Annotated in this window: 5 protein-coding genes; 3 read left to right on the top strand and 2 right to left on the bottom strand. The window is 65.8% G+C overall.

Annotated features, from left to right (window positions below; genetic code table 11):
• The first annotated feature begins 13 nt into the window (after positions 1-13).
• Positions 14-1,201: an ABC transporter substrate-binding protein gene (locus AC1DSF_RS25335; RefSeq protein ID WP_478183646.1), complete on the top strand. Its 1,188-nt coding sequence runs from the start codon at positions 14-16 to the stop codon at positions 1,199-1,201.
• 596 nt (positions 1,202-1,797) lie between these two features.
• Here the strand turns inward: AC1DSF_RS25335 and AC1DSF_RS25330 are convergent.
• Together AC1DSF_RS25330 and AC1DSF_RS25325 are read right to left on the bottom strand one after the other, a co-directional pair.
• The gene (locus AC1DSF_RS25330; RefSeq protein ID WP_478183645.1) at positions 1,798-3,714 is read right to left on the bottom strand and encodes a sensor histidine kinase; all 1,917 of its coding nucleotides are present in this window, start codon (positions 3,712-3,714) and stop codon (positions 1,798-1,800) included.
• A complete protein-coding gene (locus AC1DSF_RS25325; protein ID WP_478183644.1) occupies positions 3,624-4,331 on the bottom strand; it encodes a response regulator in 708 nt (235 codons plus the stop codon). Before AC1DSF_RS25325 ends, AC1DSF_RS25330 begins: the two co-directional genes overlap by 91 nt.
• Before the next feature lie 140 nt (positions 4,332-4,471).
• On the opposite strand from AC1DSF_RS25325, the gene AC1DSF_RS25320 reads away from it, so the two are divergent.
• Together AC1DSF_RS25320 and AC1DSF_RS25315 are read left to right on the top strand one after the other, a co-directional pair.
• A complete protein-coding gene (locus tag AC1DSF_RS25320) occupies positions 4,472-5,518 on the top strand; it encodes a serine hydrolase (RefSeq protein ID WP_478183643.1) in 1,047 nt (348 codons plus the stop codon).
• Entirely contained in the window at positions 5,515-11,751 is a 6,237-nt protein-coding gene (locus AC1DSF_RS25315; RefSeq protein WP_478183642.1) for an autotransporter outer membrane beta-barrel domain-containing protein, read from the top strand. Before AC1DSF_RS25320 ends, AC1DSF_RS25315 begins: the two co-directional genes overlap by 4 nt.
• The last annotated feature ends 8 nt before the right edge of the window (positions 11,752-11,759 follow it).

Genomic DNA, 11,759 nt, shown 5'->3' with positions numbered 1-11,759 from the left:
GGAGACATTCGTAGTGTTCAGAAGAATTCCCCCTCGAGGTGCCTTGACGGCACTGGCCGTCTGCGCCGCCTTGCCCTTGTCTGCGCTCGCGCAGGACAAGCCTCCCATCAAGATCGGCCTGGTTTCCTCCCAGTCGGGTGTGTTCGCTCAGCAGGGCGCCGAAGTGATCCGCGGCGTGCAGTACGCCATCGAAGAGGCCAACGCGAAGGGCATCGACGGCCGCAAGGTTGAAGTACAGCTCGGCGACGACGAGAGCACGCCCGACGCGGGCCGCCGCGTGGCGGAGAAGATGGCGCGCGACGGCTACAACCTGCTGATCGGCGCGATCCCTTCGTCCATCTCGCTGACCATCGCGCAGAACCTGCAACGCTGGGATGCGGCCTATTTCGTCGTGGCGAGCAAGTCCGACAAGCTGACCGGCGACAGCTGCAAGCCGCGCAGCTTCCGGACCAACCACTCCGATGCCATGGACCTGGCCATGATCAAGGAATGGGCGCCGACCTTCAAGGAGAAGAAGTTCGCCGTGCTTGCCGCCGACTACGTGTGGGGGCGTGATTCCGGCGAGTCGTTCACCAAGGCCGTCAAGTCGCACGGCAAGGACGTCGTCCTGGCGCTTTACCCGCCGATGGGCACCAAAGACTTTTCTCCCTACATCGCCCAGCTCAAGGCTTCCGATGCCGAAGCGATCTGGGTGGCGGAGGTCGGCCGCGATGCCATTGCCTTCGCCAAGCAGGCGCAGGAGTTCGGCTTGACACCGGGCAAGCGCCTGATCGGTCATGCGCTGATCATGAACTTTATGATCGACGGCAGCGGCACCGCGCTGGAAAACGTTCAAGGCAATACGTCCTACACCGCGGACATCGATACCCCGAAGAACAAGGCATTCGTTGCCGGATGGCAGGCCAAGTACAAGCGCGTGCCCACCGACAATGAAGCCCAGGCCTACAACGGCGCCCAGGTGATCTTCGCGGGTGTGGCCAAGGCCGGGAGCGTGAAGCCGGCGGATGTGAGCAAGGCGCTGCGCGGCACCACGATCGACACCATCTATGGTTCGGTGCGGATGCGTTCCGAGGACAACCAGCTCGTCCTGCCCAACTACGTGGCGCGCGTGAAGAAGGTGGACGGCGCGCTGCGGCCCGTCGTGGAACAGCGATATGACCCGGCGCTGGTGCCCGCTGCGTCGCTTGACTGCAAGATGTAGGCTTCGTTGCCAATGCCGCCAATGCGGCTGACAAGATGCCATTGGGCGTCATAGCTCCGCGTCACTCTGAAGCAGGGGCGCGGCAGCGCCGTCAAGCTTGAAACCGCTCTTGATGCAGCGTTCAGCGCTTTCGCATCATTTGGGACGTTGCCGGGCGCCAAGTCACTCGAGCGGCGGAGCGGCTGGAGATCAGTCAGTCGTCAATGAGAGTTGCTCTCGCCAAGCTTCGCGACCTGCTCGACGAGTTGCACCGCCATGACGACGGTGTGCGTCACGCACGAAATGGGTTTCGCCCGAGCCATAGCTGACCGCGGCATCTTCGTGGCCGACGGGGCGCCATCTCCAAGTCCGCTTCGCCGCGGGAATTTTTCAGTAGCCCTCGCGCCGAGCGGGCACAAAAATTTTCGCCCAGATTCTTCACCATTGAACGGCCGGGTCTCGGCATGCGTCATGGAAGCTGTCCCCCTGCCGCCCATGTTCTGCGACCAAGCCACCGCAATGGGGCGTTTACGTGCCGTTGGTTGTCGTCAGTTGGCTTCGGCCAGCTGTCATTGGTGGATGCTTAGGAAGAGCGAAAGTGTCGACAAACGGCACCATCACATCGGTGGCCCAGTGAAGCGCATGCGCAGAGCAAGCGCTGTCCGGCCCGGCTGCGACTCCAGCATCAGTTCGCCGCCGAGCCGGCGCGCTCGCGCGTGCATGCTGCGAAGGCCGGCGCCGCTTCCCCGTCGCGCCGCGTCAAGCGTGAAGCCTTTGCCATCGTCGCGCACGCCCACGCAGAGTTCTGCACCCGATCTGGAAAGCGACACATCGGCTCGCTTGGCGTCGCTGTGCTTGAGCACGTTGGTCAGCGCTTCCTGCAGAAATCGCAAGATCTCGAGGTTCTGCGAAGGTGCGAGCACCAGAGTCTCGACCCCCGACAACTGCCACCGGCAATCGATGCCGTTGGCATCCAGCAGTTCGGTGAGTCGATGGCGCAGCGGCACAAGCAGGTCTCCCAGCGCGGGGGTGCCGTCGTCGTGACTACTGGCATCGATGATCAGTCGCAAATCATCGCGCAGGCTCGTGAGCATTGCCAGCAACTGGGGTGCCGAGAGATTCTCCGGTGTGCGCTCCAGTGTCGCGATGCTGCCAATCAGCATGCCGCCCAGTCCGTCGTGCAGGTCGCTGACCAGGTTCACGCGTTCGCCGATACGCGCGTGCGCCAGTTCCAATGCGTGCCGCTGAGCCAGCGTGGCGGCCAATTCGGCCTTGGCGGCGTTCACTTCCTCGATCAGTTCGGTGTTGAAGTTCTCGATGCGCCTGAGGCTGTTCACGAAGCGGCCGGCCTGGATCAGCGCCATGCCGAGCAGCAGCGCATACGAGGACATGGTGCCGTAGTAAATATTGCTGTCGATCACCTGCGTGTACGCCAGCAGGTCGTGCGTGGCGGCCGAAGCGGAAACCGCCATGAACGGAGTCAGCGCGACGAGGGCGCGCTCGCGCGTTCTCCAGGCCTGCACGATTGCTGTGCAGCCCACGGCGATCGTGATCAGGCCACCGACAAGCGTCCAGACGGCGCGGTGCGTCGCCAATGACGGCGGGCCGATCAACCACAGGTCGGCCCAGCCCACGGCCACAAGAAGCAGCGCCGCGATCTCGAGCCGCCGCATCCGGCGCCCGCAAAAGCGCAGCGTGAAGACCATGAAGGAAATGGCGAACGCCAGCAACAGAGAGGTGTTGAGCGCCTGCCACGCGTCGTTGGACGCAAACGGCCATGGGCTGGTCGCGACCTGGTTGAAGCCGAACAGGAGCCACAGCACCGACATCAGCGCGAACCAACCATACGCTGTCTCGCGTCGGCGCATCAGCCACAGCGCACCGAAAAAGGCCGAGACTGCGGCGCTGATCGCCAGGCCGAGCACCTGCAGGTCGCGACGCAGCATGCGCTCGCGCTCGTACTGCGCCTGCATGACGGCGGGCGGGCCGAGGCTGACGGGGCCCAGCCCCGCCTGGTAGGCGGACAGACCGGACACGCGGACCAGCAGCGTATTGGTGCCCTGTTGCAGCAGCGGCGGCGCCAGGAGCCAGTAGCGCGGCGTGTTCCAGGCGCGAGTGAGCGGCTCGACGAGGCTGTTGTCGCGCCAGATCGACATGCCGTTGAGAGACACGACGCCGGCCATGTTGAGGTAGACCAGCAGCAGCCCGGTCTCCTGCACCGGGGCCGGCTGGTCCCAGGTCAGGCGATACCAGACCACACCGTCAAAGCCGGGCCAGCGCGAGGCCCAAGTGTCTGGAAGGGTGACCGGGGTCCAACCGTCGGTTGGGGGTGTCGCATCGAGCCAGCCCGAGCCGCGTGCCGCCTCGACGTGCAGTGCCGGCGCGGGCTGCGCGCGCACTGTGCCGGTTGCGCACAGGGCGATGCAGACGATGCAGGCGCCGATCAGCGCAGCAAGCCATGCCTTCGCGCTTGATAGACGGCTTCGGTGCGCGAGTTGACGGCGAGCTTGCGATAGATGTTTTTGGTGTGGCATTCCACGGTCAACCTGGAGATCGACAGTGTCTCGGCCATGTCGCGGTTGCTGAGGCCTTGGGAGACAAGTTCGAGGATCTTGCGCTCGCGGGGGGTGAGGACCGCGGCGGGAGGCACTGCGAGGGGTTGCGGTTGTGGCGATCCCGGACTGGCCGTGAGCCATGAAAGGATGCGCCGTGCAATGGAGGGATCGATCGGTGCGCCGCCCTGTTCGATATTGCGCAGTGCGATGCTGAGTTCAAGGTCGTCGCGCTCTTTCAGCAGATAGCCGATGGCGCCCGCGCGCAAAGCCGAAAAAATCACTTCGTCAGTGCGCCAGGCGGAGATCACCACCGCTGAAACGTCGGGATGGTGAGCCCGCAGCCATGCAATCAGTTCGACGCCGCTGCCGTCGGGCAGGCCAATGTCGACGAGGGCGATGCTGAACGATTGCTTCCTGAACAGTTCTTGCGCCGCGGCGACGCTGTCTGCGACAGCAATCTGCCGGTCGTCGCCGCCGAGATTGGAAAGAAGCAGGCGCAGGCGGTCCCGCATCAGCGGGTCGTCCTCCACGATCAGGGCCGGACTCAATGCGACCGGTTGGGCATCTTCGAGTGGGGCTGTGGCATGGGATTGCATGGAGGAACGGCGGGGCGACGCTTTTACCTATTCTCGGGGATTGAGGGAGCCTGTGACTATTGGTTACGCTTGTGTGGTTACCGGTCGACAGAGATGCAACGCCGATGTCCCGCCGGAGCGCCAACCGGAACTGATCATCGATGCATCCCCCCATTCCCCTCATTCCTCCGATTTCGAACGCACGACGCGTCGCGCTGAAGCTGACGGCCTCAGTGCTCGCAGTTCCCCTGGTGTCCGGCTGCGGGGGCTCCAGCGCTGAAGCCGCCGCAGTCACTGCGGCGAGCCCAGTCTCGGTGACGGAGGCGATCAATAGCTTCGGGGCGATGGCGCCCGACACCACGCATTGCCTCGTCCATGTGGACGCGCCCGGCGGGGCGTGGAGGGGCGGTTGGCAGCCAGATCGCCAGCTGTTTGTCGGCAGCGCCGTCAAGACCTTCGTGCTCGCGCAATCGATCATCGATACCGCCAATCAATTCAACGGCCTGACAGAAGACACGCAGCAGGTGGTCAGCGACGCTGTGCGCTCGCCCGGGAGTCCCGTGCTCCAGCACATGAACGGGACGATGCCTCTTCGAAGCGTTCTCGAGGCGATGATCTCGCACAGCGACAACACCGCGACGGACATCGCATTTGCAGCGGTGCAAGCGCCCAGAGTGCGCCAGCTGATCACGCGGGCGGGCTTGGCGAACACGCAGATTCCGGGTTCGACGCGACTGTTCTTCTCGTACCTGTCAGGTGCGCCCTACGGTACGGATCTGGGTTGGAATGGCCTGAATGCGATCCCGGATCCAAATCCGAATGCACGGCCGGCGGTCAACGACACCGAATCGATGCGCAGCACAGCGACGGACATGGTGAACTGGTATCGACAGACGCTGGGCAGCCCGTATTTTCCGAACAGCGGAGCGTTGACCGAATACAAGCGGATCCTGGCCATGGCAGATGCCATTTCAGTCATCGTGCCCGCCGACATTGCGGCCTATGGCAAGGGCGGCAGCATCGACTGGGAAGGTTTCCACGCGCTGAGCTTTCCGGGCCGCATGGTGGTCGACGGTGTGCCTGTTTCGTTCTGCTTCACGTACAACTGGACGGGCGCCGAAGGGAGCACCGGAGCACCGTTCCAGCTGTTTGCCCAGCGCTCGAGTGCCGTCTTGCAAGCGGTCGTGCAGGCGTTGCGCACGCGATGAATTTCGGTCGCACGGTCGTGTGGACAGATGTCGTGCTGGTTGGAGCGGCGATGCTGGTGTTTTCGGGACCGGTATCCGCGCAATCGGGCGCCATCTTCTGGGACCGGCGGGGCGCGAATGGCACCTGTTGCCGCGATAGCAATGGCTCCGACGGCGCCCCCGCGACGGACAACTTCATCCTCACGCAGTCGGGCCTGAACATCAGTGCAACCGGCAGCGCCGGCGTCACGGTCGACGTGAGCGGCGGCAATGGCGGCGACGGCGCTGAGGTCAGCACCAGCCAAAACCATTGGGGCGGCAACGGTGGCTACGGCCGCATCATCGACTACACGGTCCAGAGCAGCTCCATCCTCAGCACCGCCGGCGCCGGGCTTGTCGGCGTTTCGAAGGGCGGCGATGGAGGCAAGTGGGGGGACGGAAAAGACCACGGCAATGGGGCCGATGGACATGCCGTCCTGCTGACGCTCACGGGCTCGACGATCTTCGCGGCCGGCTACGGCATCTCGGCAATGTCGATGGGCGGCACCGGGCAAGAGAGCGCGATCGCAACGTTCGGCGCCGAACGGAATGCAGGCAACGGCGGCAACGCTGGTGAGGTCCGCGTGACGCTGAACGGGAATTCCGCGCTCTCGGTCGGTGCCTCCGCCCGGACCGGTGCCTACCCGAACGAGCTTGGCGCGGGTATCGGCGCTCAATCGATCGGGGGACAGGGCGGACCCGGCGTCCACACCGGCGATTTCGGCGGCCACAGCTACACGGGCCGGGGCGGCGCGGCGGGGAACATCACCGTCACCACGCAAGACGGGACGAGCATCAGCACCCGTGGCGACAGGACGCTGGGAATCCTGGCCCGCTCGACCGGCGGCGATGCCCTGACCGTTCCCTCCGGCGACCCGGTGGACGTGGCGGCCGCGAATGGTGGCGACGCAGGCCTTGTCACCGTCACCAACGGCGCATGGATCTCGACCAGCGGGACGATGTCGCCCGGCATCCTGGCGGCGAGCACCGGCGGTAATGGCTCGAACGGTGGCCCTGGCTCCTGGGGCTCTGGCCACAACGGCGGCGCCGGCGGCACGCCGCAGGGGGTCGTCGTCGCGAACACGGGGTCGATCTCGACGACTGGGGTCAATTCGAACGGCATCACAGCCATCGTCAAAGGTGGCAGCGGCGGCATCGGCGGGGCGAGCGGCATTTCGGGCTACGGCGGCGACGGCGGCGCCGGCGCGAGCACCAGGGCGACGGCCATCCAGATCAACAACAGCGGTTCGATCACGACATCGGGACAAAACTCGACAGGAATTCTTGCCCACGCAGTCGGCGGGGGCGGCGGGGCGAGCGCGGCCAGCAACGGCGCCTTCTTTGTCGGCGGCGGCAACGGCGGCAATGCGGGCACGGGTGGCGTCCTGGACATCGCGAACAGCGGCGGCATCACCACCGGTGGTGACCATAGCGATGCGATCCTGCTGCAAAGCATCGGCGGCGGCGGTGGTGCAGGCGGGGATGCCGACAGCACCGGCGTCATCACCGCCATGGCCATCGGCGGTCGCGGCGGGGCGGCCGGCGGCGGCGGCAACATCTCGCTTAAAGCGTCAGGACGGATCGTGACCACGGGCGCAGGTTCATCCGGCCTGACATTGCAGAGCATTGGCGGGGGTGGTGGCGAAGGAGGCTCGGCAAGCGCGGTTTCCGTCGGAGTGCTGACCGGCGTCGCCATGAGCATCGGCGGCAGTGGCGGCGGTGGCGGCCAGGCGGGTGGGCTGGCCATCACGCTCGACCAGAACGGGGGCATCAGCACGGCGGGCGCGCTTGGCAATGCGGTGGTGGCGCAGGCGATCGGCGGCGGCGGAGGCAACGGTGCTTTCGCGGATTCGACGCAGGCCACGATCGCGCCCGACCTCGGCCCGGAAATTCCTTCCGGTGCAGCCAGCATCCAGCACACGGTCGGCGGTTCGGGTGGCACCGGCGGCATGGGCGGCACGATCGGGATCAACACCAGCGGCCAATTGGCGACCACGGGCGCCCGGGCCTTTGGCATCCTGGCGCAGAGCATCGGCGGTGGCGGCGGCAATGGCGGCACGGCGGCGGCACCGCTTCGGCCGACGGTGGTCGGCGCATCCGACATCTCCATCAGCGCCGGCATCACCGTCGGCGGCAATGGTGGTGCCGGCGGCCAGGGAACGACGGTCAACATCGGCAACCACAAGTCCGGTGCTATCAGCACCACAGGCGACCAGTCGATCGGCGTTCTGGCGCAGAGCATCGGTGGCGGCGGCGGCAGCGGCGGTCTCGTGCAGGAGGAGAACTCGCACTCCTTCTCGCCGACCATGGGATCGCCGCAGGCCTTCCTGGGCGCCGTGAATCAGGTCGCGAGCTGGTTGGAGACCGCCCCCACCGGCCTCAAGCTGGCGTCCTTCACGTACGCCCTCGACGCGAGAGTCGGCGGAGATGGCGCCGGGGGCGGCAATGGCGGCGACATCACAGTCACGAACGACGGCCGTGTGGTCACCAGCGGCGCCAGCGCCCCGGCCATCGTCGCGCAGAGTATTGCGGGTGGCGGCGGCCAAGGTGGCGCGATCAATTCCTCCGGCGTGTCGAGCTTGCTGTCGAGCATCGACAGCATGGTCGCTGCGGCCTCTGGCGCTGTCAGCGGCGCCTTTTCGCTGTCGCCGAACATCGGTCTCAACATGGCGATCGGCGGGCTCGGTGGTTTCGGCGGCAATGGTGGAAGCGTCACGATCAACAACACGGGCACGGTCGCCACGAGCGCTTTCGCCTCGCCAGCCGTGCTGGCCCAGAGCATCGGCGGCGGTGGCGGAACCGGCACGATGGCCGACCAGAGCCTCGAAGCCGTGGTGAAGCAGCAGGGTGGCGCGTCTGCCGAGCAGATCCTCGACAGGATCACAACGATCCTCGATCTGTTGGGAAGCAAGGGACTGTCCATGGCAAGGAGCGTCGCTGTCAATGTCGGCGGCAGCAACGGCGCGGACGGCAACGGCGGCCCCGTGCTCGTCGATGCCTCTGCCGGCACGAGCAGCATCTCGACCCGGGGCGGCGCTTCTCCTGCCGTGCTGGCGCAAAGCGTCGGCGGGGGCGGCGGAACGGCCGATGTCTCGACCGACGCGATCGGCGCCGGGGGATTCTCCGCGCTGGCCGGCGGCGCGGAGAATCCGTTGTCGATTGCGCTTGGGGCGACCCGAACCTTCACGCCAATGTTCCAAGGCGACATGAATGGCGGCACGGTCACAGTGCTGACCGGCGGCGCCATTCGCACGCAAGGCAATGATTCGATCGGCGTCCTGGCGCAAAGCGTCAGCGGCGGCGGCGGGGTTGCCTTGGTCAACGTCGACAGCAGTGCCGCAACGAGTCTGGGCGCCGATCGGCAAAGGCAATCGCCGAGCATCTCGCTCGGCGGGAAACTGAGCAGGGAGGATTACTTCACCGCAACACCGCATATCCAGGGCGGGGACGTTACGGTGAAAGGGAAGGGCGACATCACGACCACCGGCACGCTGTCTCACGCGATCGTGGCGCAAAGCGTGGGCGGTGGCGGCGGCATCGCGAGTCTCGCAGTCAGCCCTCAGGCAGGCGCCTTGCTGGCCGCGCCGAATGTCAGTCTCGGCGTCACGAGCGGTCAGTTCGGCGCGCCGACCAGCGGCGGCGCCGTGAAGGTCACCTTCGATGGCGCGGCTTCGACCAGCGGCAACCTGGCTTTCGGCGTGCTGGCGCAAAGCATCGGCAATGGCGGCGGATACGTGGCGCTGACCAGCGCCGGCCAGGCATACGCGGGTCCCACGACATTGACCTTCGGCGGGAGCGGCGATTCATCGGGCTCTGGTGGTGCTGCGTCGGTCGTGCTCAATGGCGCGGTTCGAACAGCCGGGCAGGACTCGCACGGCATCGTGGCACAGAGCGTTGGCGGCGGCGGTGGCATCGCGGGGCTCACAACACAGCCGGGCACCCTGACGCTGCATGGCACGAGCGCGAACGAGCTCGAGTACAGCAATGGCGGACAAGTCACGGTCAAGGTCGCGGCAGGCGGCCACCTTGAAACCGCGGGCCGTGGTGCGATCGGCATCCTCGCGCAGAGCGTGGGCGGTGGCGGCGGCATCGCGGGAGACGCGGCCTCAGTCAACTATGGGCTGGGCATGGTGCAGCGCTCAGACGTGACCAGCAGCGTCGGGAGCGGTGGCAGCGTCGCGGTGAATGTCGGTTGTGCGCCGGGCGAGACTTGCGCCGGCCTGGCAAGCGTTGTCGCCACCAGTGGCGCCAACGCCCCCGCGATTCTTGCGATGAGCCTGGGCGGCGGCGCTGTTTTCAGGGACGGCGGTGTTTTCCTGAACACCCCGCCCCATCTGAACCCTTCTTCGCCCATCAATGCCGGCGCGGCCGTGGAGGTCAATCTTCACGCCGGTGCGACGGTTTCCGCGATGGGGGCCGGCTCCCCGGCCATTGCGGCGATCAGCATGGGCAGCAGGGCCGGCGGCGACGCCTTGCTCGGGAGCGCCGTCGACATCTCCATCGACAAGGGCGCGAACGTGATGGCGGATCGCAGTTCAGGCATCGGCATCCTGGCCATCACCACGGATGTCACCACCATCAACAACGCCGGAACCGTTTCTGGCCGAACAGCCATCGCGACCGACCGGCAAACCGTGGTCAACAACGATGGGCTGATCGCAGGCAATGTCGACATCGGACGAGGATCAGGCATTGGCAGCAACTTCAACAATCGCGCAGGGGCCACCTTCCAGAGCGGGGACAACCTCTATATCACGTGGGGCGCACTGAACAACGCTGGCACGCTCAGCCCCGGTGGCCCCGGCGTTTTCACGACCACCCGGCTGACCTACGGCAAGTTCAACCAGACCTCGTCGGGCACCTTGGCCGCCGATCTCGACTTCGCCAACAGAAAGAGCGATCGTCTCTCGAGCAGCGAGGCCTCCTACTTCGGAGGCACCGTCACGCCGCTCACGCAGAACCCGGTGCGCGATACCGCGCTGACGATCATCCATTCGGATCCGGTGATCCCCGCCCATTCTGTCGAGTTGAGCGTGGCCGATCGTTCTCCGGTCTTCGCCTATCCATTGCGAATCAGTGAGGACAAGCACGACGTGCTGATTTCGGTCAACGCCAATTTCAGGCCGCAGGGCATCGCTCTCAACAGTGACCAGGCCGCCGTTGCCGGCCATCTGCAGGCGCTGTGGGATACCGGCAGTGTGAAGGCGGCGCCGCTGTTCGGCACTCTCACGGGCATCAAGGACTCGACCGCCTACGTGCATGCGCTCGGCACCATCGCCTCCGACGTCTCCCTCGCTCGGGCAAGCGGCCGCGGCCAGGAGAACTATGCATTTCTCAATCGGTTGATGAGCTGTCCCTCCTTTGTCGATGGCAGCACCCGACTTGCCGAGGGCGAATGCACGTGGGGGCGCGTGCTCGGCGCGAGCGCCGACCGTTCGACCACGAGCGAGGACGTCGGATATCGCAGAAACCAGGCCATCTACCAGATCGGAACGCAGAAGAAGATTGCCCCCGACTGGTTCTTCGGCGGTTCCCTCAACTACACCCGGACCCACACCACGTCGAGCGACCAGACCGTGACGGCGTCGAGCGACGGCGCGCAAGGCGGCATCACACTGAAGCGTCAAGCCGGCCCCTGGCAGTTTGCCGGAGCGCTGTTCGCGGGCTACGAAAGCTCGACCCAGAAGCGCAGCATCGTTCTGCCCGGCTTCTTCGCCAGCGCAACCGGCAAGCCGGAGGCCTACTTCGGGGGCGCTCGCGCCCGCGTTTCCGATCAGATCGACTTCGACACCTGGTACCTGAAGCCTTATGTCGATCTCGACGCCACCTATGAGCGCAGCTCTGCCTATCGCGAAACGGGAGCCGGGCTTTTCGATCTCGCCTATCGCTCGACCGGCAGTACCACGTGGATGGCGACGCCAAGCGTCGAGATCGGGGGTCGCGTCGACCTGGACGACGCCACATTGCGGCCCTATCTGGCGTTCGGCGTCAGCTCAGTGTTGAGCGGCGATGCCAAGGTGAGCGTGAGCCTGGCGGAGTTCCCGATGCAGCCGTTCCAGATCACGAGCAACATGCCAAAGGTCTACGGCGACGTGACCGCCGGCCTCGAACTCTTGAAGAATTCGGGTTGGGAGTTCAAGGCCGAATACCGCCTGCGCGCCGCCAAAGGCTACGTCGACCAGAGCGCGATGCTCCGGCTGGCAAGGCATTTCTGACGGCTTCA

The sequence above is a fragment of the Variovorax sp. 01N429 genome, assembly GCF_056399425.1.
The sequence above is the reverse complement of the archived record's forward strand: the minus strand, read 5'-3'. Positions and strand labels throughout refer to the sequence as shown.